This is a genomic window from Larkinella bovis (assembly GCF_042655385.1).
Lineage (GTDB): Bacteria > Bacteroidota > Bacteroidia > Cytophagales > Spirosomataceae > Larkinella > Larkinella bovis.
In genome coordinates this window covers 297,975-319,827 of the sequence record NZ_JBHSMA010000001.1, presented here as the reverse complement: position 1 = coordinate 319,827, position 21,853 = coordinate 297,975, and the positions used below count along the sequence as shown (strand labels likewise).

The window sequence follows — 21,853 nt, the reverse complement described above, 5'->3', positions numbered from 1 at the left end:
ACCATCAGCGGCTCATCCGCGACGTCTAACCTACGCCCGTACCTCCGCTTTCTCCCGGTTTGAGTAACGATTTTTTAATAAACATTCGGCATCCGATGCGGTTAAAATCATATTACTCAAGCAAACAAAACCATCATGACAAACGACGAAATTGTTGACTCGCTCAACGACCTGGTCAAAATCAATAACGACCGCATCAACGGTTTTGAAAAAGCCGCTGAAGATATTGAGGACACCGAACTGGCATCCCTTTTCAAAAACCTGACCTCACAAAGCCGGAAATTCCGGAGCGAGCTGGCCGACAACATTGTTCGCATGGGCGGGGAGGTCCCGGGCATTGAAGAAACCAGCGCGGGGAGCAAAATTCACCGGGCCTGGATCGACATAAAGTCGGCGTTTACCGGAAAAGACCGCCATACGGTGCTGGAGTCCTGCGTATTTGGCGAAAATGCCGCCGTGGAAGAATACGAAGAAGTGCTGGAAGAAGAGGAAATTCCTTCCTACATCCGCCAGACGCTCAGCACACAACTGGACGAACTCCGCCAGACCCGCGACCAAATTGCCACGTTGCGGAACGCTACGGAATAAATCAACCAGGCCTGCTGAATAAGGAACAGTCCCCGAAACGGCGAAATGGTTCCTTATTCAGCAGGTATTCGGATCATTCATACGGTTTCTTTACCAATCACTTTCCTTTTCTTCCCAGGCCGGTCGAAACCGCATCCAGCGTTGTTGCCAACTCCTGAAGTTTTTCTTTGAGTGACTCGTCGGCCCCCTCCAGACTCTTACGGGTCAGTTTGGCAAGCGAGTGAAGCGACTCGGCAATCTGCAGGCTTTTTCCCGCGGCCAGCGCGGCTTTCAATTGTTCCAGTTCATCCGAAATATCATCCAGTACGAGGTGGCCCGAGCCCAGTGCGCGAACCCACTGATCAATAAAACTATTCGCCATTGGCTGAAGATGGCCCGGATCGGTGCTCAGTTCCCGTAGGGTAATGTCCAGCAGCTGGTCGGCATTGTTTGCGTGCGTCATTGGAGTGCAAGGAATGATGAATGCGCACAATGTACGACGAATGGGCATTACTTGTCATTTTCCGGGGTCATTTTTAATTAATCCAAGAGATTTTTTACCCAAAACCGATCCGGTTCGCCTGCTCTTCTCTCCCTTTCTCCCTTAAAAATACGACAACCCTCAAAACCGGCCCGATTTTGGTTAGTCTTTGACTAATCCCGCATTTCCAGACAAAGAAGATGTCCTTTATGTCAAAATAGTCGCGGGTTTACAGCAGAAATGAAGAATAAACGCGTTGTCTATCAAGACACTTTCCCCCGGCGGATCATGAAATTCATCGTCCTTCTTTCTTTTGTCGTGAGTTCGTTCAGCACCTCGGCGACGGTTTTACCAACACCCACGACCCGCCTGGATTCCATTCCAGCAGGGCCTCGGTATGGCGTTCGCATGGGGTCGCCGAATAGCCGGCCAGCCCTGCGTCCGTCCCCGCGTTTTCATACGCTCATTGTTCAAAACCCGGGACAACCGGGCGGGAATGAAACGCTCAAAATCGAAATTTTGCTTCCTCCGGGCATTAACGAAAAAACCATCGCCATTGTGGTCGGCCATACGGCTCTCAAATCCAATGAAGATTACCAGTACAATGCCGCCACCAACCGAATCCAGATCCTGAATCAGGAGGTGCTACGCTCCAATGAACCCATCGAAATTTCGTACGACACGATGCGGTTTTCGTACCGATTCTGACTTTTCATAAAAAAAGGCAGTCCGAATCGGACTGCCTTTCCGGTTTCATAACCCTATTATCAATATTCGTAGCGGACGACTCCGGCGATCATTGCGCATAGAAGCGGATTATTCACTTTGGTTTCTTCCGTAGACAGCCGTCCTTTTTTGTCGTACGTTTTTTCCACCAGCGCAATCAGCTCCGAGTGGTTTGGCATATGCTCGCTAATGTGCCGGCGGTTTCCGGCGAAGGAATGCGAAAAATACCGCATGACTTTATTCGTGTTGGAATACCAGGTTTCGCGGGTCAGCACCTCCCCTTTGTATTCGTACTCGACCCGGTAGCTTGCGTTCCCATTGGCATCCAGCCACTTCTGCCCTACTTTCCGGCCCTCTTTAAACTCGTATTCCACCGACCCGGTCAGCACGCGTTGCTCCGGGTTGCGCTGGTTAAAATAATTCCGCTCGGCTTTCAGCACGCCGTTGGCATACTCGTATTCGGTTTCGTCATAGGCCACCCAATCCCCGTTGCTCCCGTACTTTCCGTACCGAATCTTTCCAACCAGGTTGCCGTGTTTGTTGTATATCAGTTCGCTATACGCCTGCATTTCCAGTCTGTCCGCCGAAACCCGTCCCCAGGTTTCAATCCGGGTGGGTTTGCCCTCCTTGTTGTAGGTATACTGCTCGTAGTTGATCGGCACCTCGCAATTTCCGGTTCCACAGAATACTTTCCGGGCCGGAGAGGCTTCATCATTGTAGGTATTGCCACCGGGTTCGACCCCGAACTCCGAAGCGTCTTTCTGGCAGGCCAGCCAGAACAAAGCAGAGAATAAAAGAAGTAAGCGGTTTTTCATAAAAGATGGGGGTTTGGTCGTCAGATTGGCAGACCCCATTTGAGTATAAACCGTTGGAAATGATGTACTCATCACATCAAAAAACCGCAGTTCGGTACCGGGTTTTAACCGATAATGGAAATTCCGAGAACATTTCAGTCGTTATTTCCCTATACTTGACCACATAAAACCCCAAGCCCGATGAGTCAACCCCTGCAATCCCAACTCAGTGACGTGCTCCAGAAACTGGAAGGGTTACTGGAACGCGTGCCGGAATCGGTCGCGAAGGAGGTTCGTCAGCAGTTGCGCGAATTTCGCCAGTTGCTGGTTGATACCCGGCCTCCCCGCTTTGCCCTGGTCGGTCGGCGCGGGAGCGGAAAATCGTCACTGATCAATGCCATTTTTGGCCAGAAAGTGGCCGAGGTGGGTCACGAAAAAGCGCAAACCGGGGAGGCCACCTGGTGGTCGTATTCCGGGGAACTGGGCACGATCGAGCTGCTGGATACGCGCGGTTTGCAGGAAGGCTCCAGCCCCCGTGAAGCCGATTCGGCCACTTCCCCCATCGAATCGATTCTGGCGGCCCTGAAGGAGAAAGCGCCGGACATCATTCTGTTTCTGATCAAAGCTACCGAAGCGGATGCGGGCATCGACCCGGATCTGGAAGCCCTGAAACTAATCGGCCAAACCGTCGAAAAAATCCATACGTACCGCCCCCCGATCATGGTGGTGGCGACCCACTGCGACACCCTCGAGCCCAAAAACGTCCGCTTGCACCAGCCAGCCGACGAAGACCCCGATGAGTTACAGGAGAAGCTCGATCGGGTGGCCGTCATTGAAAACCACCTGAAAGCCAAATTCGAAGCCGATCCGTACCTGAACGATTCGCTGATCACGGTTTTGGGCGTTTCGTCGTACCAGTCCTGGAAGAACGACATCCGGCGCTCCGACGAACGCTGGCGGATTGATACACTGCTCGACTATATTTTCAACGAAATACCCAGGGAAGGAAAGCTGGCGTTTGCCCGACTCAGCCAGCTTCGGAGTTTGCAGGAGTCGCTGGCCAACCGGCTGACGCAGGTGGTGGCGGCCATTTGTGGGGGCATTGCCGCCGTTCCGATTCCGTTCGGCGACATTGTTCCGATCACGGGTTTGCAAATCGCCCTGATTTCGGCCATCGGCTACGTGGCCGGGCGGCAATTGAGCCAGGAAACCGCCCGGGAGTTTCTAACGGCCATCGGGGCTACGATCGGTGCCGGGCTGGTGCTGCGGGAAGTGGCCCGGGCCTCCATCAAATTTCTGTTTCCGGGCGGTGGAAGCGTGATCTCCGCCGGCATTGCTTCCTCCGCGACCCTGGGCATTGGCAAAGCCGCCATTGCGTATTTCATCCAGAACGCCGGCATCGAACGCGCCCGGCAGATTTTCAAGTCTGAGCGCGAAACCTCCAAAGCGACGCCCTGAGCCGGTTTTATTTCCGGTCGATGCCTTCCAGCACCCGCCGAATCTGGTTGGCCCGGGTCATGAATTCGGAGGAATCCTTTACCTTTTGCTCGTCGATCAGAATTTTAAACTGCTGCAAAAATTCAATGTAGTCGGCCAGGGCCTTCGAAACATTCGTGCGGTTCTGGTCGAAAATTGGTGCCCACATCTGCGGGGAACTTTTCGCCAGCCGGACGGTCGAACTAAAACCGGTACTGGCCATATCGAAAATGGCCTGCTCGTCTTTTTCTTTCTCTAAAACCGTCAGTCCCAGCGCAAACGCACTGATGTGACTCAGGTGCGAGACGTAGGCCAAGTGCAGATCGTGCTCCTGCGGGTTCATGTAGAAGAGCTTCATGCCGATGTCGCTGAAGAGTGCTTCGACCAGTTTCAGGCTGTCGGGAGCGCTTTTCTCCCGATCGCAAACGATCAGGTTTTTGCCCGGCAGCAACTCCCGGAATGCCGCCCCCGGTCCGGAATTCTCGGTTCCGGCCATCGGGTGAACGGCTACAAACTGGGAACGTTTCGGGTGGCTATCCGCCAATTGGCAGATTAACGCCTTGGTTGATCCCAAATCCGTCACCGTTGCGCCTTCCGGCAACTCATCCATGACTTTCGGCAGCAGTTCCAGGATGGTGTTGACGGGGGTGGCCAGCACCACCAGCGTGCTCATCGCCACCGCTTCGTCCAGCGGTTTCATTTCATCGACGATGCCCTTGGCCAGGGCCAGTTGCCCGTGCACGGGCGAAGCGTCAACGCCAATAAATTTCGCCTTCGGGTATTTCTCCCGAACCGCCAGGGCAAACGACCCGCCCAGCAAACCCACACCTACAATCGAAATGACCATGCTATAATTCTCTGATGACCTCTGATACTCCCTGATTAACTCTGATTAATAGTTGTAACACAGCGTTAATCAGAGGGCATCAGGGTCATCGGGGTGTTATTTTGAAATTCGTTGGACCGCTTCCAGGATACGCTCTTTCGGCATGCAGAGCGACAACCGGATGTACCGATTGCCTTTCGGACCGAAGATAAAGCCGGGAGCGATAAAAATGTGCTTGTTATACAGTAAGTCGTCGACCAGCGCGTCGGCCGAGGGCACGGACTCGGGCAATTTGGCCCAGAAAAACATTCCTTCCTGATCGTCGGCGTACGTGCAATCCAGCGCATCCAGAAACGCCATGGCGGCTTCCAGACGGCCTTCGTACACCGCATTACGCTCCCGGTGCCAGCGATCCGAATTGGTTAAGGCTTCGGCAGCCGCATCCATGACGGGCTTGAACATGCCCGAATCGACGTTGCTTTTGATCGACAAAACCGCATCGACATACGGTTTGGCCGCGGCCATCCAGCCGACGCGCCAGCCCGCCATATTGTGCGACTTGCTCAGCGAGTTCAGTTCAATCGCCACCTCCCGCGCCCCGTCGATGGCCAACAGGCTAATGGGCGGTTTTTTATTCAGGATGAGGCTATACGGATTGTCGTGGCACAACAGAATCCGGTGGTCATGAGCAAACCGGACGGCTTTTTCAAACAGCTTCCGCGTGGCCGGGGCCCCTGTCGGCATGTGCGGATAATTCAGCCAGATGATCTTCGTCCGGTCGGAAACCAGTCCTTCCATGGCCTCCCAATCCGGTTGCCAGCCCTGGGTTTCCAGCAGCGGATATTCGTTCACCGTAGCCCCGATCATTTTGCTTACGGCGCGGTAGGCCGGATAGCCCAGTTCGGGCACCAGCACCTCATCGCCCTCGTTCAGAAACGTCAGGGAAAGGTGCGTAATCCCTTCTTTGGAACCCATCAGGGGTAGAATCTCCGTTTCGGGATCGAGGGAAACCTGATACGTATGGTCGTAATACCGGGCAATAGCCGTGCGTAAACCGGGCGTCCCTTTGTACGGTTGATACCCGTGGGCGCTGGCCTGCTGAGCGGATTGAAACAACGTCTGAATGGTGTTGTCAGACGGCATCATATCGGGATTTCCGATACCCATGTTAATCACATCGTGTCCGGCAGCCAGGAGTTTGCGTACCTCGGCCAGCTTGACCGAAAAGTAGTACTCCTGCGTTTGTCCGGCACGATGAGCGACTGGAATAATCACTGGAACTGGAATTAAAAATGATCTGAGCCGCAAAAGTACACTTTTTAGCCATGCGATGGATGAATCGGCGGTTCTTAATCCAGCCTGCTGAACCGTAAAATGAATAGGACGATGTTCTAGGTAGCGGACTTCTGCCTTTCAGACGCCGTGTTCTCAGGTTGTTCCTGTAATTTGACAATTTTCTGTACAATTTTATTGACCAGATCCACGCCAATAAAGAGGCCATTTACAACCGGCATGCCAAAGTTAGCGGCAATACCAGTATACCAAATACGTTCAGGTTCATTGGATCCCGGAAATTTGACTCTGAAATCTTCCGTTAATTCAGGGCTATTCAGCGACCGGGGAGGTTCATCATGCAAGGTGATTGTGTTGGCGGTAGCATGGTAGCTGGGATAATAATAGCCAATTGCGCTAACAATGGCGTCGAAGCTATCTACCTCACCTGAGCGCCATCTGACCAACCAATGGCTTTCGTTTCGTTCTATCCCGACTACCTCCCCGGCACATACCTTTAGGCAACCTTCCTCCATATACCGCAGGAGTTTGTGCGCATTCTCCACTGGCATAGCCGTTACATACCGGGAAAGTAAGCCCTGATAACGCTCCTTCACTTTCTTGACAAATTGCCAGTCCTGAGGATTTATGGCCTGATTTACGGCCCCAACCAGGGCGAAAACCGTATGCTCCCAATGAATCTTGTTCATTTTGGCCAACTCTATTTCCTTACGCAGCAATGCAATCGTATCCTTTTCCGTAGCGATCTGTTCGCTCAAGGGCCCTGGAGCAACCTCCGCGATTGTGTTTAGGACCAGCTCAATTAACTTTTGTTCAATAGTATCACTTTGATAATCAATGGCAAGAGCAGCGGATTTGGCGAATTCAACCAGGTGCTTTGGACTCCGAATAAGGTGGTTGCGCACGGCGGGAAGTTCTCCGGAAGGAGATACCATCGTAACTTTATGATTGTCTCGACAAAGAACTAAGGATGCATCCACTGCCGACAATTTTGAACCCAGGATGAGTATGCGATGATGGGGACTCATTTTCTGGATCAAATTCCGTTCCGGGTACGGAGAAATACAAATAGAGGGTTCAGCAATGTGGGGCTCAAGCGTTTCGGGAATCCGTGGCCGGCTATACCCATTACAGACGAGAACATCCGATACCTGAACGATCTTTTCCGTATTCGTTTCGATCCGGTAACTTCCGTCATTATCGCGGACGATCTGGAGCGCATGATCGCGGACTTGTTTCACTTCAATACCATACCCTTCCGCTAATTCTAAATAATAGTTGAAACGATCCTGCACATAAGTCCCTGCCTGACAGCGAGGAATAAAGCTGCTAGGCATTACATGGCGCTGATTTTGATCATATAAATAGTGTAGTAAATCGTCAAATTCTACAGGTAAGACCGCCATCAAATCTACCGAAGTGTTGCACAATAGTTCGGGGTCCGTACAGTCATAAATTATACCTTGACCAGGCAATTTGGGATCAATCAGGGTAATTCGCTTAGCAGCCTGATGGCGTATTAAAGCGATAAAAGCTGCAACTCCCATTGCACCCGCACCAATGATGGCGACATGATGTAAATCGTTTTTTTTCATATTGATTGCTTTATTGAGTCGCTGATCAGGGCATCTTCTACATACCGTAAATACGTCTGGAGGTGTGGCATACAAAAGATATCAAGACTCATTTGTCAGTTATTTACCAGACTTTATTTGTATTCACAAACAACTATATTTAAATTTCTTTTCCAAATAATTTATCTCTTTTTTGTATTTACTTTTTAATGATTGGCTACATCTGACCGGAAAGTGTCTTACAGATGAAGAGAAGGTGAGCTACTAATCCTGCGTTATTCGATCGGCTCGGTAAACGCGTCAAGCGACGTTTTACCGAACTTTAGCGTCATTTTTTCTCAACGCCTTCCCAATTTGTTTCCATTTGATTGATTCATCCATGGGTCAGACGGCTACGCAGGAACTAACCTCGATACAGGCTGCGGGATACGATCCAACCCGGGACACAGTCTTTACAGGTGTACATTAACAGACTTACCAATATGCATATAGCAATACGCTCACACTTCTATTTAGCGACAAGTTGATGTCTGACAATACTTCGTCTTCACGGCTGCACGATTACCGTCAATAGCCTGCAGACGGAACCCACTTATTCCGTCCGGCTACATATATACGCTGCGTACGCCCTTACTCCATCCGCAGGCTCTTCACCGGATTGGCCAAAGCCGCCCGAATACTCTGGAAACTGATGGTCAGCAGGGCGATCAAAACCGCCAGCCCACCGGCCAGCGCGAACACCCACCATTCGATGGCCACTTTGTAGGCAAAATCTTTCAGCCATTCGGTCATGGCCCACCAGGCAATGGGCGCGGCCAGCAGCAGCGCGACGAAAACGAGTTTCAGAAAATCTTTGGATAACAGCGCGACAATCCCGGCTACCGACGCGCCCAGCACTTTCCGGATGCTGATTTCCTTGGTGCGCTGCTCAGCGGTGAACGTGGCCAGTCCAAACAGCCCCATGCACGAAACCAGGATGGCAACCGCGGTGGCAATTTTGACTAACCGACTGGTTTTCTGCTCTTTTTCGTACAGACTAGCAATCCGTTCATCCAGAAAATCGTACTCGAATTTTTTGTCGGGATGTACGGCTTTCCACTGCTCCTCAATACGGGCCAGGGTCGTTTTTACCTCGTCGACCGACTGGCCGGATAACTTAACCCCGAGGTTACGGGCCTGAGGCATATTGCCGATAAACGTCGGATCAATTTTTGAATGGAAGGATTGTTCGTGGAAATCATCGACTACGCCGACAATAGGGTATTTCTTACCGTTAAAATCCAGAAACTGATTCAAGGCCTCCGCCGGTTTCTGGAAACCGAGCCGTTTGGCAAACGTCGCGTTGATGACCAGTTCCCGCAGTGAATCACTTTGCTGGAAATTCCGGCCGGCCAGCAAACGAATCCCGTACAGAGGAATAAAATTTTCGTCGCCCACTTTCGCCGACACGTCGAGTTCCATTTCCTTTTTGCCGTAATACGTCATTTTGGTTAGCATGTAACTCATGCCCATCGGCGGAAACCACTGCTTCGCTACCCGTTCGACCCCGGAAAGCGTTTTGATTTTTTCGGCCAGCACCTCGGTTTTTCCCGCCCGCCCCGACTTCACCTCAATAATGGCAGCGGTCGAAAAACCGAGGTCCTTGTTACGGATGTAACCGAGTTGCCGCTCCACCATCAGCGTTCCGATGATGAAGACCAGCGAAACCGTAAACTGGAAGATAATTAGCCCCTTGCGCAAATACCCGCGTTGACCCCCCACGAGCGCACTCTGTCCCTTCAGCGTCAGGGCCGGCCGATACGACGACAGCACCAGCGAAGGATAAAAACCGGCCAGCAAAGCCGTCATAACCGCAACCAATCCCAGGAAAAGCAGCGTTGGCAAACTGAACAAATCGAACGTCAGCCCGTTGGGCGTCAGGGATTGGAAGACCGAAAGGATCGGGTCGACCAGCACCATCGCGATTCCCACGGCCACCAGCGTCAGCAGGGCGGTTTCGCTCAGAAATTGAAAAATCAAACTTTTCCGGCTACTGCCCAGTACCTTCCGAACGCCTACTTCCTTGGCCCGCTGAACCGACTGTGCCGTCGATAAATTGATGAAGTTAATGGCGGCAATCAGCAGAATAAAAACCGCAACGCCCATCATCCCGTATAAGGTTGGCAAATGGGCTTTTCGGGAATAATTGTCGACATAGTCCGCATTGAAATGCAGATCGGACAATGGTTGCAGGCCCGGCCAGAACTTGAATTCGCCTTGAAAATGTTTCCGGGAAAACTGCCGGAAAGCGCCGTTGAACTGCTCCGGTTTTGCCCCTTCCGGCAACTTCACAAAGGCCTGTGAGGACGACCAGATATCTTCCCACTGATCGAGGTCGATGCTTTTCTTCAACAGGCTCGTCCGAACCGTCGCCATGGAAATAAAATCGGTAAACGTAAAATCCGTCGGTTTGTCCCACTCCTTCACAATCCCGGCAACATTGACCCGCACGGAATCCCAGTAAATCACCTGCTTTCCCAATAGCTGTTCGAGTGGCAGATTGCCAAAATATTTCCGGGCTTTCTGCTCCGACAGCACGAGCTGGAACGGCTCACGCAGCGCGGTGTTGGGGTCACCCGCCAGCCATTGATACTTAAATAGGTCGAAATACTGCGGATCGGTGATAATGATTTCCGCCGGATCGACACTGTGATTGCGGTGCTCAAACCGCTTCGGTTTTTCCGAACCGTTCGGAATCAGCACTTCCGACTCAATGTTGTGAAAAGCCGCCACCGTCCCCAGCCCGGCCACCTCGCGCCGGATAGCCGCCGGAACCGCATTCGGAACAAAGCCCGCCGGACGGGCGTCGGCCCGGGGATTGAATTTTTCCGTACCGACCAGCCGGTAAATCCGCTCCCGATCGGGATGGAATGTATCGTAGCTCAGTTCAAAATTCGTAATAAGGTAAATCACCAGGCAGGCCGTAACGCCCAAACTAAGGCCCAGCAGGTTAATCAACGCACTGACCTTATGCCTGATCAGGTTGCGCAAGGCGGTTTTGAAGTAATTCCGAATCATGACAGGATGCAGAAAAGAAGGTGAGGAATGCGCATCCGCCCGGTGCCGGCGTTTGAGGGCGAACGGACGAATGAATTTCAACACATTGGCCATAAATCGACGGTTGGCACCGGCAACACCGACCCGCACCACATCCCGCCCGTAGCGTTCGTACAAATCCCCCTGAATCTCCTCCAGCAAGTGGGGAGCACAGAAGGCTTCCAGCAGCCAATCGGCCCAGCGGGGAGGAGTCATGGGAGTCAGGAGTTATGAGTTAAGAGTTATGAATTAAGAGTTGAATGGAAGGCTGTGGACCACGTTGTTCGGTTCTGGATTTCATGGCGAATGGATTTGCGAGTAGCGGAGCTTTTAACTCATCATTCTTAACTCATAACTCCTTATTCCGCCCGCAGGGAGCGCACCGGATTCATCAAAGCCGCTTTGATGCTTTGAAAACTGATGGTCAGCAGGGCGATGCCGACCGCCAGTAGTCCCGATACCGCAAAAACCCACCATTCGATGTCGATCTTATACACGTACCCCTGCAACCACCGACTCATGGCAAACCAGGCTACCGGCGACGCAATAACAATGGCGGCCAGCACCAGTTTGAGAAAATCCTGGGACAATAAGGCGACAATGCTCGGTACCGATGCGCCCAACACCTTCCGAACGCCAATCTCTTTCGTGCGTTGCTCCGCCATAAAAGCCGCTAACCCAAACAAACCCAGGCAGCTAATAAAAATAGCCAGAAATGCGAAGTAATTCGCCAGGGTACCAACCAGGATTTCGCTCCGATATAGTTGCTGGAAAGCTTCATCGGCAAACCGGTAGCGGAACGGGAACTGCGGATTAAATTGCCGTACCAGGGTTTCCAGACTCGCCATCGCCTGTTTCGTCTGACCGGGCTGAATGCGAACAATAATGTTTTTCCGCTGGGCCTGGTTGCTTAATTTGGCGATAAAAGGCTCAATGGCGGTGTGCATCGAACTTTGGTGGTAATCGGCCACCACGCCAACGATGGTCCCGGTTTTGCCCCACATCGTCAGCGGTTTCCCAATCGGATCTTTGTATCCAATCCGTCGGGCTGCGGTTTCGTTGATGAGGTAATTGGTAGAATCGGCACCAAACGCCTTCGAAAAATCCCGTCCAGTAACGGTTACCCGCAACGTCTTCGTGAAATCGTAATCGACCTGAGAAAACTGAAACTGGATGTTGGTCGTCGGGTCCTTACCCGGCCACTGGACGTTGCCCGTACTCCCAAACCCGTTGGTGGGGGTTCCGTCCATAAACGTGACGGACTGAATACCCGGTTTACGCAGCAATTCCTGTTTGAACGTTTCGTATTTTTCCGCCAGTTCCCCTTCGGACGACACATAAACCATGCCCGCCCGATCAAATCCCAAGTTCTTGGTCTGGATGAAATCAATTTGCCGGTAAACGACCATCGTTCCGATCATCAGGAGCATCGACAGGGCAAATTGAAAAATCACCAGCCCCTGCCGGAAATGCCGCGCTCCGGAGCCAAACCGGATGGAGCCTTTCAACACCCGAATGGGGTTGAGCGACGACAGAAAGAGCGCCGGGTAACTACCGGCAATCAGGCCCGTTACGAACGTCATTCCCAACAGCAAAACCCAGAACGAAACCGTGGTAAACTGAAACGTGATCTGTTTCTCCGTTAAGCCGTTGAAGGTCGGCAGCAACAGCCAGACAAGACCCAGCGCAATCAGCAAAGCCAGCGAAGTCAGCACCAGGGCTTCGCCGAGGAACTGCCCAATCAGCCCATTCCGACCGGCGCCGACCACCTTCCGCACACCCACCTCCCGGGCCCGTTTGACGGATCGGGCCGTGGCCAGATTCATGAAGTTGATGCAGGCAATCAACAGAATAAAAACCGCTACAATACCAAACAGCCGGACGTATTCGATGCGCCCGCCATCCTGGTAGCCATTCTTGAAGTTGGAATACAGGTAGGCGTCCTGATACGGTTGCAGAAAAAGCTGAATATCCAACCCGCCCTTCGCCTGAAGACCCGGATTTCGGGTTTTGAGAAACGACTTCATCTTCGCTTCCAAACGGGCCGGGTCCGCCGAAACCCCGTTCCGATCAACGGCAAGCTGGATACGGGTCTCGGGCACGCTGGTACCCCAATCCTTCAGCCATTCGTTATGACTCAGCAGATCCTTCCAGGTCAGCAGATAGTCGTAGGTCAGCGAACTGTTCTCCGGGATTTCGAAAACCGCACTCACCTGATAATCATCCTTGTTATCAATCCGGATGCTCTTGCCCATTGCCGCCTGCGGGCTGCCAAAATACGTTTGGGCCAGTTTCCGGGATATGGCAATGTTCGTCGGAGCATTCAGGGCAGTTTCAGCGGTACCCGCCAGCAACGGAATGCTGTACATCGTAAACCAGTCAGCTCCAGCGGCCCGCCCTTTCTCTTTGTTCAATTGATCGCCGACCCGAAACGTACGCTCCTGCTCCCACGAGAGACTGGCGGCATAGGCAATTTCGGGAAACTCTTTTTTCAGTTCATCCGCGAGTAAACCGGGTGTTCCGGAGCCGGCTTCGACCTTGCCGTCGTAGAACTGGCGCTCCATGACGTTATACAGCTGGGGGCCGTTCGCGTGAAACCGGTCCGTGCTGAATTCGTCCTGAATCCAGAGACCGATGAGCAGGCTGCACGCCATGCCCAGGGCCAGGCCCAGGATGTTGATGGCTGAAAACGATTTGTTGTGGGCGATGTTCCGCCAGGCGATTTTCAGGTAATTGCGAAGCATACTGGGGTTCATTAACGATGTTGTTGAATCCGTTGAGGATGGTTTATTCTGGAAAAACGGCCCGCCAGCCCGGGGTTTCAAAAAACTCAGCACGTCACGGACGTACTGCCGTCGGGCATACGGTTTTCCAAACAATTGCCCATTCCGCACAAACCGCTCGTACAAATCGCCCTTCACCTCCTCCAGCAGGTAGGGAGCGCAGAACTGTTCCAGCAGCCGGTCGGCCCAGCGGGGCGGTTTTTGATTTTCCATAGGGTCCGGGCGTCGGGCAAATGATTAAATGCAGCGCTTTTAAAACAGACTGACAGCGGGTAAGCCGTTTGGCGCAATCGAATCCCAGAGTTGTTCGCGAACACTACGAATATCGTGTAACGTGCGGCTGCCCAACACCGTCACCGAAAACAGGCGCTTGCGTCGGCCTCCGCGCTCGGCGGTGGCGTCGCCCAGGTGTGATTTCAGCATTCCTTTCTCTTCGAGCCGGTGCAAGGCCGCGTGGACGGCGCTGATGCTGACCGCCCGGCCCGTTTGCCGGTCTAACTCGTCGGTGATGGCCACACCGTAGGCATTATCGCCCAGCACCGCGACGGTAAGCAATACGATTTCTTCAAATTCGCCCAAATACGATCGTCTCATGGGGTCGGAGATATAATTAACTTCTGTAGAACAAATCTATTGCCAGAAACAAAAAACGGCCATTCCAGGCCGTTTTAGATATTTTTCAAAAACCGGCTGTCCGAATTCGTACAGTTTGAATGTCCGAACCCGAACAACCGGCCGGTCAGGGATCAGAAAGAGTTACCGGGCGGCTTTTAGTTCATACCGGCGGTTCGGTTTGTCGATGGTTAACCAATAGGCCAGCCGTTCACTGCCCCTTTTCACCTGTAGCCGGTATCGACCGCTGAGCAGGTGCGTCACATCAAAATACCGGTTATAGCCCGCCAGTCGGCTCATTTCGTTGTAATACACCGTTTGGACATTTTCATCGGTGAGTTCAATAACCACCGGTTTTTCGGCAGGATTGGCGAAATTGATCCGTAGTTTCCCTTTTTCGTTCACCAGCGGATTGACCATAAACGTTCGGTTGGCATCCGTCATCACCACCGGCTTCGAATCCGCCGATTCGACGTTCAGCGCAGTACGGCTAAACCGCAGATCGTTGGAAGCCAGTAAATCGTACGATCGCAGCTGCGACGCCAGTAAGTGGCTGTTTATGACGCGGTCCAGCATTTCATCAAACAGCCGCATGTTTCGCCGGGTCAGCTTGACGTATTTTCCGTGCAGCGTTTCCTGGTAAATGGGTTCATTACTGCCCTGGTAAAACCGGATAACCGTGCTCCGGGTGGCATAATCGGTCTGGATTTTCCAGTACCCTTTTCCCGACTCCCGGGTGGAATACGCATCCGGCTGGGCCGAAACGGACAGACTCATGAAAAGAAAAGCGGCCGTCAAAAGGGTAGCCATAACGGGAACAAGTTGTTTTTGAACAGGTTTCATGGGATTGTGCTTGTTGTTTACAGATTATAATTGGGGTTGATTCGTTCGCTAGTTGCCGACCAAATCCGCTGCCAGAAATCAGAAAGGACGTTCTGAGCGACTCCGGGTAGTTTCTGAGCAAATTCACTGTCCGGGACCGTACATCAGTTGTCCGCTTCCGTACCCTTCCTCGGTCCGGCGAATAGTTTACCGTTCAGCGGTTTCGTTTGTTTCCTTCCCAAAACAGCGTAATTCCGCTCGGATTGATAAACTTACTTGACGAATAGCCTTAACAATGTGACAAAAACCGGCTGGCGGCTTTCCAATCGTTTGAATCCGATGGCAATGAGTCATCGAATGGCCCGAATTTCGTAGGTCCGGGGATTCTCGCCGATAATCACCCGGTAGGCGTAATCCCGCTGCGAGCCACTTATATCCAGCCGAAATTTTCCCGCTGGCAACTGGGTCAGATTCAGCGTCCGGTTGTACGACAGTTGCGTCTCTTTCTCCTTGAAAATATGGCGCCCAGCATCGTCTATCAACGTAACCAGCACCGGTTTTTCCAGCAGATTCATCACCAGAAGCCGGAGTTTCCCGGTATTGCTGATGCCGACATCCGAGCGCAGCGGATTAGTTTCGAACGATTCCTTCGTCGATGTCCTGATGTACGAGGTAGCTACCGGCGTTACCGGTGTTGAAAGAGGAGCCGACGCGACGTAATAGGGCAATACAGAACCGGAAGCGAGCAGATCGTGACTCCTGACTTCTGCCGAAAGCAACTGATTGGTCAGTAACCGGTGCAGCATCTCGTCGAACAGGCGGATGTTCCGGTCGGTGAGTTTAACGTACCGGCCTGCCAGGGTTTCCTGGTAAATGGGTTCGCGGTGGCGGTTAAAAAACCGGATGACGGTCTGCTGGCTGGTGAAGTCAGTCTGGACCTTCCAGTAGGCCTGGCTGGAGTCGGTTTTCGTGTAATAGTCCGGTTGCGAGTGGGCCGAAAAACCGGCCAGGAGCAGGCCGGCAAAGAGCATAAAACAGAATCTGCCCTGGGTGAATGGGGATACGGTTTTCATGGGATTGTGCTTGTTGTTTACTGAAAAGAGTGTATCACTTGTTATTATCTCAATATTTGCAGACCAAATAGTCTGCCAGAACATTGATACTGTTTAAATCTGCTTAAAAACCGGATTTTCTAGTTCAGGTCAGAACGGCATCGTCCATTAGTGGACATCAGCGTCCCGGAACGGACATTTTTGCGGACTCAATCGAAGCACGGCTGATGAATTATTCCAAAGATGGATGGTGTCTGGCGAATGTTGCATTTCCGTGTCGATTTTATCTATAAAAAGCACCCGCTTTATCAGCCTGATTCTTGCTTTAATACAATAGTTTGCCCACCTTTGCACTTTCTTTCCCTGAAAAGCACGGCACCATCAAAATGCCGTTTTTCATAAGGGCTTTTCTCCACTAACTATATATACTTAATCAGTTATGCAACCTGTCTCAGCATCCGACTCTTCTTCCGAGGCTACTTCCCCGGTCGGACTGAACTTAAATGGACTCAAGATAACGGTGCAGGGCGAATCAGCGGCCGAGCAGGTTAAAATTCTGCAAACGGTTTTTCCCGACTCCGAAGTCGACCTGGCTCCCAGTTCTCCCGCCCGGTCGATCCTCTTACGCCGGCGCAACCGCACGGAAATCGTCATTTATATTTTCTCGGCCCTAGCGCTGATGATTGTCGGGCATTTACTGTTCAGCTACCTGACGCTCGACCGGGTAACGCTGGTCATGAACTCGCTGGAACTCAACAACGATTTCTGGTATTACCTGGCGGGCGGTTTTGTCGCCCAGATGATCGACGGTGCCCTGGGCATGGCGTACGGCGTGACCGCTTCCACCCTCCTGCTGACCGTCGGAGTTAGTCCGGCGGCCGTCAGTGCCAGTGTTCACAGTTCGGAAATTTTTACGAGCGGGGTTTCGGGGTATATGCATTTGCGGTTTGGCAACGTCAACAGCAAACTCTTCAAAGCGGTTCTGATTCCGGGGGTCATTGGTGCCTGTCTGGGGGCCTACGTTCTGGTGTCGCTGGAACAGTATTCCGTCTATATCAAACCGGCCGTAGCGGTTTATACCGCGGTGCTGGGCGTCCTGATTCTTAAAAAAGCACTGGCCAAACGCACCAAGAAAAAACCGATCAAGAAGATTGGCCTGCTGGCCTGGTTTGGTGGGACGATGGACGCTATCGGGGGCGGAGGCTGGGGCCCGATTGTCTCCTCGACCCTCATTGCCAGTGGACGCCATCCACGGTATACCATCGGGTCGGTCAACCTGGCCGAATTTTTCATTTCCCTGTCCAGCTCCCTCACGTTCGTGACGCTGATCGGTCTGACACACTGGCAAATCATTGTCGGCCTGATTCTGGGCGGTATGATTGCGGCCCCCATTGCCGCCCTGTTATCAACCCGTTTGCCAATAAAAGCCATGATGATCATGGTCGGCGTAGTGGTAATAATTGTAAGTTTGCGAAATATATTGTCGGTCGTATTATGAGACAAAAGAGGTAAGACAAAAGACAAGAGCCTAATTCCTCCGTCTATTTTCTCTTGTCTATTCTCTCTTGTCCAGCTTCTCATTCATGAAAAAACAAACAAAAGCCATCCGTATCCAGACGAAGAAGTCGCAGTACCGCGAACATTCGACGCCTTTGTTTTTAACCTCCAGTTTTACGTTTGAGAGTGCCGAACAGGGAAAAGCTCTGTTTGAAGAATCGGAAGAGGGGAATATTTATTCGCGCTTCTCGAATCCGAACGTATCGGAGTTTGTCGAGAAAGTATGCATGCTGGAAAATGCCGAAGCCGGGATTGCCACGGCAACGGGGATGGCTGCGGTTTTTGCCAGTATGGCCGGTCTGTTGCAGTCGGGCGATCACCTGGTGGCCTGCCGGGCCCTGTTTGGATCGGCCCACCAGATCATCTCCCAGATTCTGGTGAAATGGGGCATTACCTATACGTACGTGGACGCGAGTGCCACGGAAGCCGAGTGGGAAGCGGCCATGCAGCCCAACACCAAAATGGTGTACCTGGAAACGCCGTCGAATCCGGGGCTGGAACTGGTGGATCTGGAGATGCTGGCCCGCCTGAAGCAGAAATACGGTTTTATCCTGAATGTCGATAACTGTTTTGCCACCCCCATCCTGCAAACTCCGCTCGATCTGGGAGCCGATCTGTCGGTACATTCGGCCACAAAATACATGGACGGACAGGGTCGCGTGCTGGGCGGAGTGTTGGTCGGTTCGGAAGAGCTGATGGCACCGATCCGGTTTTTTGCGCGGCATACCGGCCCTTCGATGTCGCCGTTCAACGCCTGGACGCTGTCGAAGAGCCTGGAAACGCTCGAACTCCGCATGGAGCGTCACTGCGCAAATGCGCTGAAACTGGCGCAGGCCCTGGAGGCTCACCCGGACGTGCAGCACGTGAAATACCCGTTCCTTCCCTCCCACCCCCAGCACGACCTGGCCCGGCGTCAGATGTCGGCGGGGGGCGCCATCGTCACGTTTGAAATCGAAGGCGGTTTTGAGCGGGTGAAGGCGCTGTTCGAATCCTTGAAAATCGCGTCGCTTTCTTCTAACTTAGGGGATACGCGCACGATTGTAACGAATCCGTATACGACGACCCACTCCAAATTAAAGCCCGACGAAAAAGCGGTTTTAGGAATCACCGAAGGGCTGATCCGGGTGTCGGTCGGGCTGGAAGATGGCGACGATCTGGTGGCGGATTTTACCCAGGCCCTGACCAAATCGGCCGAAGCCGTGCAGTCGGCCGCCCATTAAGTGTCACCGTCAGGATACGGGCTATTAATTCAGCGTAACAATGTGTACCTTCATTGACCGATTGATCGCCTAAACCCCTTTGACTTTCCCATGCGAATCACGTTCCTTTTATTCGTCCTTGTGCTGGCTTTTAGCTCCGAAAATAACGCCCAAACGGCTAAAAAACCGGTTCGCATCGGGGTGGTGGGACTGGTACACTCCCACGTCGGCTGGATTCTGAACCGGGCCCAAAAAACCGGCGACCCCGATATCCAGGTTGTTGGCATTGCCGAACCCAACCGCGAAGTGGCTGAACGCTACATGAAGCGGTACGGCCTGCCCATGAGTCTGGTGTATCCGACGATCGAGGAAATGCTGGATAAGACCAGGCCGGACGCCGTGACCGCGTTCAACGAGATCAGTCGGCACCTGGAGGTGGTTAAAGTTTGCGCCCCGCGTGGCATTCACGTCATGGTGGAAAAACCGCTGGCCGTGAGCTTCGACCAGGCCAAACAAATGGAAGCCCTGGCTAAAAAGCACAACATCCATTTGTTGACCAATTACGAAACGACCTGGTACGGCAGCAACCATAAAGCCTACCAGATGGCCGTTAAAGACGGTGCGATCGGCCCGATTCGACGGATTGTGGTGCACGATGGCCACGACGGGCCGAGCCGGATGAACAAAGAGTTTGTTGCCTGGCTGACTGACCCGGTGACCAATGGTGCCGGCGCCCTGTTTGATTTTGGCTGTTACGGAGCCAATCTGGCCACCTGGCTGTTGAAAGGCCAGCGCCCAACGTCGGTGAGTGCCTTTACGCTCCAGATCAAACCGGATACGTATCCCAAGGTCGACGACGATGCGACGATTGTGCTGGTGTATCCCAAAACACAGGTCGTGATCCAACCGTCGTGGAACTGGCCGTTCAGCCGCAAGGACATGGAAGTGTACGGCGAAACCGGCTACGTCTTCACGCTGGACGGCACCCGGATGCGGATGCGGCTGAAAGACGACAAAACGGAACAGACGACCGAAGCCGCCAAAACCGACGCACCGGTTTCTGATCCGTTCGATTACCTGGCGCAGGTGGTGCGCGGTGAAACTAAATCGGTGGATGATTTGTCATCCCTGCAAGTAAATATGGTGGTCATGGAGATTCTGGATGCGGCCCGTCGATCGGCCAAAGAAGGAGGCAAACCCATTGCCCTGAAATAGCATACGACTAGAGCACGATAAATAGCACGGACGGACGGCCGTGAATACCCAATGATAGCAGAACCTTCTTATACCATTGAAAGCCTGACGGAGCTACTGGCGGGGAAGACCGAAGTAGAAAGCCTGCGGACGCTGGCCGAGTTGTTTCCGGGCCAGATCGTTTTTTCATCCAGCTTCGGCTACGAAGACCAGGTAATTACGGACATGATTCTGGCCAACAACATTCCGATCCGGATTTTTTCGCTGGATACGGGCCGGATGTTTGGCGAAACGTACCAGGTCTGGCAGAAAACCAACAGCCGCTACGACACCAAAATTGAAGCGTATTACCCCAAAGGTGAGCCGCTCGAAAAAATGCTGAATGAAAAAGGACCGTTCAGCTTTTACGAGTCGATCGAAAACCGGAAGGAATGTTGCTTTATCCGGAAAGTGGAACCGCTGAACCGGGCCCTGGCGGGCAACAAAATCTGGATCACCGGGATTCGGGCCGAACAGTCGCAAAACCGCCAGACGATGACGCAACTGGAAGCCGATGAGGTCCATAACCTGATCAAATTTCATCCGCTGATGAACTGGACGTTCGGGGAAGTGAAGGCCTACGTGCGCCAGCATAACGTCCCCTACAACCCGCTCCACGACCGCGGTTTTGTGTCGATCGGCTGCCAGCCCTGCACCCGTGCCATTCAGGAAGGCGAAGACTTCCGGGCCGGTCGCTGGTGGTGGGAAGATAATTCGAAAAAAGAATGTGGATTACACGCCAAATAAACCCTGATCACCTCTGATGCTCTCTGATTAACTCTGTGTAATAGCTATTAATCAGAGTTAATCAGGGAACATCAGAGGGAAACAGAGATTGCTATATGAGTACTTACAAACTTGACTATTTAGACCAGCTCGAATCGGAAGCGATTCACATCATGCGCGAAGTCGCCGGGCAGTTCGAACGACCGGCCCTGTTGTTTTCGGGTGGGAAAGATTCCATTACGTTAGTGCATCTGGCCCGCAAAGCCTTCCGGCCCGGCAAATTTCCGTTTCCGCTGGTGCACATTGATACCGGGCATAACTTTCAGGAAGCGCTCGATTTCCGCGACTGGCTGGCCGAAAGCCTGGGCGAAAAACTGATCGTTCGCTACGTGGAGGACACCATTCGGGAGAAAAAACTGAAAGAACCGACCGGCCGGAACGCCAGCCGGAATGCCTTGCAGACTTTCACCCTGCTCGACACAATCGAAGAATTTGAGTTCGATGCCTGCATCGGTGGCGCCCGGCGCGACGAAGAAAAAGCCCGCGCCAAAGAACGGGTGTTTTCGGTACGCGACGAGTTTGGCTCCTGGGACCCGAAACTGCAACGACCCGAACTCTGGAACATCTATAACGGAAAAATTCACAAGGGTGAAAACGTCCGGGTGTTCCCGATTTCGAACTGGACCGAACTCGACGTCTGGAATTACATCAAACGCGAAAACATCGCCCTGCCGAGCATCTATTTTGCCCACGAGCGCGAACTGATTCTGCGCGACGGCAAACTGCTGGCAACCGCCAAAGGGGTGATTCAGCGGGAAGAGGCCGATCAGATCGTCACGCGGAAAGTCCGCTTCCGGACGGTGGGCGACATTTCCTGCACGGCCGCCGTCGAATCGGAAGCCGACACGCTGGAAGCCGCCATCGCCGAGATTCAGGCCACGCGCATCAGCGAACGGGGCGAAACCCGGATCGACGACCAGGTGTCGGAAGCCGCCATGGAAGATCGGAAAAAGGGCGGGTATTTTTAAGGTACGAGTTATGAGTTAAGAATGAAGAG

General features: G+C 52.8%; 18 protein-coding genes. 8 read left to right on the top strand and 10 right to left on the bottom strand.

The annotated features are described in order from the left end of the window. The first annotated feature begins 135 nt into the window (after positions 1–135). Positions 136–588 (top strand): ferritin-like domain-containing protein, encoded by a 453-nt coding sequence (locus ACFPMF_RS01295; protein WP_379840618.1) that lies wholly within the window; start codon positions 136–138, stop codon positions 586–588. Between the two features lie 97 nt (positions 589–685). Here ACFPMF_RS01295 and ACFPMF_RS01290 read toward each other — a convergent pair whose 3' ends face one another. Further along, positions 686–1,030 (bottom strand): hypothetical protein, encoded by a 345-nt coding sequence (locus ACFPMF_RS01290; RefSeq protein WP_379840617.1) that lies wholly within the window; start codon positions 1,028–1,030, stop codon positions 686–688. A 306-nt stretch (positions 1,031–1,336) separates the two neighbouring features. Here ACFPMF_RS01290 and ACFPMF_RS01285 point away from each other — a divergent pair, with 306 nt between their 5' ends. After that, the gene (locus tag ACFPMF_RS01285) at positions 1,337–1,756 is read left to right on the top strand and encodes a hypothetical protein (RefSeq protein WP_379840616.1); all 420 of its coding nucleotides are present in this window, start codon (positions 1,337–1,339) and stop codon (positions 1,754–1,756) included. A 59-nt stretch (positions 1,757–1,815) separates the two neighbouring features. Here ACFPMF_RS01285 and ACFPMF_RS01280 read toward each other — a convergent pair whose 3' ends face one another. Next, a complete protein-coding gene (locus tag ACFPMF_RS01280) occupies positions 1,816–2,589 on the bottom strand; it encodes a hypothetical protein (protein WP_379840615.1) in 774 nt (257 codons plus the stop codon). Positions 2,590–2,769: 180 nt separating this feature from the next. Between ACFPMF_RS01280 and ACFPMF_RS01275 the strand changes: the two genes are divergently transcribed. Next, positions 2,770–4,026, top strand: a complete 1,257-nt coding sequence (locus tag ACFPMF_RS01275) for a GTPase family protein (RefSeq protein WP_379840614.1) — start codon at positions 2,770–2,772, stop codon at positions 4,024–4,026. Between the two features lie 7 nt (positions 4,027–4,033). Here ACFPMF_RS01275 and ACFPMF_RS01270 read toward each other — a convergent pair whose 3' ends face one another. The 8 genes from ACFPMF_RS01270 to ACFPMF_RS01235 form a co-directional block, all read right to left on the bottom strand. Continuing rightward, positions 4,034–4,891, bottom strand: coding sequence for a prephenate dehydrogenase (locus ACFPMF_RS01270; RefSeq protein ID WP_379840613.1), 858 nt, complete (start codon positions 4,889–4,891; stop codon positions 4,034–4,036). A 96-nt stretch (positions 4,892–4,987) separates the two neighbouring features. Further along, positions 4,988–6,145, bottom strand: a complete 1,158-nt coding sequence (locus tag ACFPMF_RS01265) for a pyridoxal phosphate-dependent aminotransferase (RefSeq protein WP_379840612.1) — start codon at positions 6,143–6,145, stop codon at positions 4,988–4,990. Positions 6,146–6,261: 116 nt separating this feature from the next. Then, positions 6,262–7,758 carry an FAD/NAD(P)-binding protein gene (locus tag ACFPMF_RS01260; RefSeq protein ID WP_379840611.1) on the bottom strand — a complete coding sequence of 499 codons (1,497 nt, stop codon included), beginning with the start codon at positions 7,756–7,758 and terminating at the stop codon, positions 6,262–6,264. Between the two features lie 609 nt (positions 7,759–8,367). Beyond that, positions 8,368–11,028, bottom strand: coding sequence for an ABC transporter permease (locus ACFPMF_RS01255; protein WP_379840610.1), 2,661 nt, complete (start codon positions 11,026–11,028; stop codon positions 8,368–8,370). 143 nt (positions 11,029–11,171) lie between these two features. After that, positions 11,172–13,808: an ABC transporter permease gene (locus ACFPMF_RS01250; protein ID WP_379840609.1), complete on the bottom strand. Its 2,637-nt coding sequence runs from the start codon at positions 13,806–13,808 to the stop codon at positions 11,172–11,174. A gap of 39 nt (positions 13,809–13,847) precedes the next feature. Further along, positions 13,848–14,189: a PadR family transcriptional regulator gene (locus ACFPMF_RS01245; protein WP_379840608.1), complete on the bottom strand. Its 342-nt coding sequence runs from the start codon at positions 14,187–14,189 to the stop codon at positions 13,848–13,850. A 162-nt stretch (positions 14,190–14,351) separates the two neighbouring features. After that, on the bottom strand, positions 14,352–15,017 hold the full coding sequence (locus tag ACFPMF_RS01240; RefSeq protein WP_379840607.1) for a hypothetical protein: 666 nt from the start codon (positions 15,015–15,017) through the stop codon (positions 14,352–14,354). 362 nt (positions 15,018–15,379) lie between these two features. Beyond that, positions 15,380–16,102, bottom strand: coding sequence for a hypothetical protein (locus tag ACFPMF_RS01235; RefSeq protein ID WP_379840606.1), 723 nt, complete (start codon positions 16,100–16,102; stop codon positions 15,380–15,382). A 418-nt stretch (positions 16,103–16,520) separates the two neighbouring features. Here ACFPMF_RS01235 and ACFPMF_RS01230 point away from each other — a divergent pair, with 418 nt between their 5' ends. The 5 genes from ACFPMF_RS01230 (at position 16,521) to cysD (ending at position 21,824) form a co-directional block, all read left to right on the top strand. Continuing rightward, complete coding sequence (locus tag ACFPMF_RS01230) at positions 16,521–17,579, top strand: sulfite exporter TauE/SafE family protein (RefSeq protein WP_379840605.1); 1,059 nt, start codon at positions 16,521–16,523, stop codon at positions 17,577–17,579. 85 nt (positions 17,580–17,664) lie between these two features. Continuing rightward, complete coding sequence (locus ACFPMF_RS01225) at positions 17,665–18,858, top strand: trans-sulfuration enzyme family protein (RefSeq protein ID WP_379840604.1); 1,194 nt, start codon at positions 17,665–17,667, stop codon at positions 18,856–18,858. 90 nt (positions 18,859–18,948) lie between these two features. Beyond that, positions 18,949–20,052, top strand: coding sequence for a Gfo/Idh/MocA family protein (locus ACFPMF_RS01220; RefSeq protein WP_379840603.1), 1,104 nt, complete (start codon positions 18,949–18,951; stop codon positions 20,050–20,052). A 51-nt stretch (positions 20,053–20,103) separates the two neighbouring features. Further along, the gene (locus ACFPMF_RS01215) at positions 20,104–20,817 is read left to right on the top strand and encodes a phosphoadenylyl-sulfate reductase (RefSeq protein ID WP_379840602.1); all 714 of its coding nucleotides are present in this window, start codon (positions 20,104–20,106) and stop codon (positions 20,815–20,817) included. Between the two features lie 95 nt (positions 20,818–20,912). Then, a complete protein-coding gene (gene cysD, locus ACFPMF_RS01210) occupies positions 20,913–21,824 on the top strand; it encodes a sulfate adenylyltransferase subunit CysD (RefSeq protein ID WP_379840601.1) in 912 nt (303 codons plus the stop codon). Positions 21,825–21,853 lie beyond the last annotated feature (29 nt).